The following is a 1,336-nucleotide window of genomic DNA, read 5'->3' on the forward strand; positions in this document are numbered from 1 at the left end:
TCCCTTCGGGGAAGTGGAATTAATGGAAACGCTGTAATTAAATTTCAACCCATGAAGTTTTTTGAAAAATACCTTACCGTTTGGGTCTCGCTATGCATTGCTGCAGGCATTGGTCTTGGGAAAATACTGGGGAATTCTGTTTCGGTGCTTGAAAGCTGGCAGATATATACCATCAACATTCCGGTAGCGGTGTTGGTTTGGATGATGATCTACCCGATGATGCTACAGATTGATTTTTCATCGATAGGCGGTGTTTCAAAAAATTGGAAAGGGCTGGCGCTGACAGTTACTGTAAACTGGCTGATCAAACCTTTCACCATGGCATTGTTTGGATGGATTTTCTTTAAAAATCTGTATGCTACCTGGATCACTCCGGAAGATGCAGACCAGTACCTGGCAGGCGCCATTCTGCTGGGTGCCGCACCCTGCACAGCCATGGTGTTTGTGTGGAGTTATTTGGTAAAAGGCGATGCCAATTATACGTTAATACAAGTTTCAGTCAACGATCTTATTCTGCCGGTTGCATTTGTACCCATTGTAAAATGGCTGCTGGGAGTAACCAACATACAGATACCGTATGAAGTACTGATTACTTCGGTGGTTGTGTTTGTTGTTATACCGCTAACTACGGGTTATCTGACCAATCGGATATTGCCTCAACGAAAAGGAAAGGATTGGTTTGAACAAAAATTTCTTCCGGCACTTCGTCCTGTTTCCATACTAGCATTGCTTTCAACCCTGGTTTTACTCTTTGCCTTTCAGGGCGAACACATACTGGATCATCCATACACCATTTTGTTGATAGCCATACCACTGACCATTCAAACATACTTCATATTTTTTATAACCTGGCTGGGTGGAAAATTGCTCCGTTTATCACATCCGATTTGTGCACCAGCTGCGATGATTGGTGCCAGTAATTTTTTTGAACTCGCAGTTGCCGTGGCCATATCACTTTTTGGTCTTAATTCAGGTGCGTCGTTAGCCACGGTGGTTGGTGTACTCATAGAAGTACCCATCATGTTATCGTTGGTAGCCATCGCTAACAGTTGGAGGTATTAAATAAATCCAGATAAGTAACATTTCCCCATCCACTTCGCAATTGGAATCTGATTCTGGCGGCGGTTTGAGAAGCATACGGGCTTAAATCTATTGTCTTGGTTGCCCATTGTGATGGGGTAGGTACAAATGCAGTGGTCATATCAGGTGCTGTAGCCAATGGACTCGGGCCTGTATTATTACCATAAGATGCTAATCGTATCCAAGTATTGCCACAATCAGTGGTGATACTTACTATTAATGAATCAGTCGCTTCCCTTCGGGGAAGTGGAATTAA

The 1,336-nt window shown here is 43.3% G+C and carries 1 protein-coding gene; it reads left to right on the forward strand.

Annotated features, from left to right (window positions below):
• Positions 1-51: 51 nt before the first annotated feature.
• The gene (gene arsB / locus NW815_RS12160) at positions 52-1,062 is read left to right on the forward strand and encodes an ACR3 family arsenite efflux transporter (protein ID WP_414388986.1); all 1,011 of its coding nucleotides are present in this window, start codon (positions 52-54) and stop codon (positions 1,060-1,062) included.
• Positions 1,063-1,336: the final 274 nt, after the last annotated feature.

Origin of the sequence: Synechococcus sp. R6-7 (genome assembly GCF_047461695.1) — a bacterium.
Lineage (GTDB): Bacteria > Cyanobacteriota > Cyanobacteriia > Thermostichales > Thermostichaceae > Thermostichus.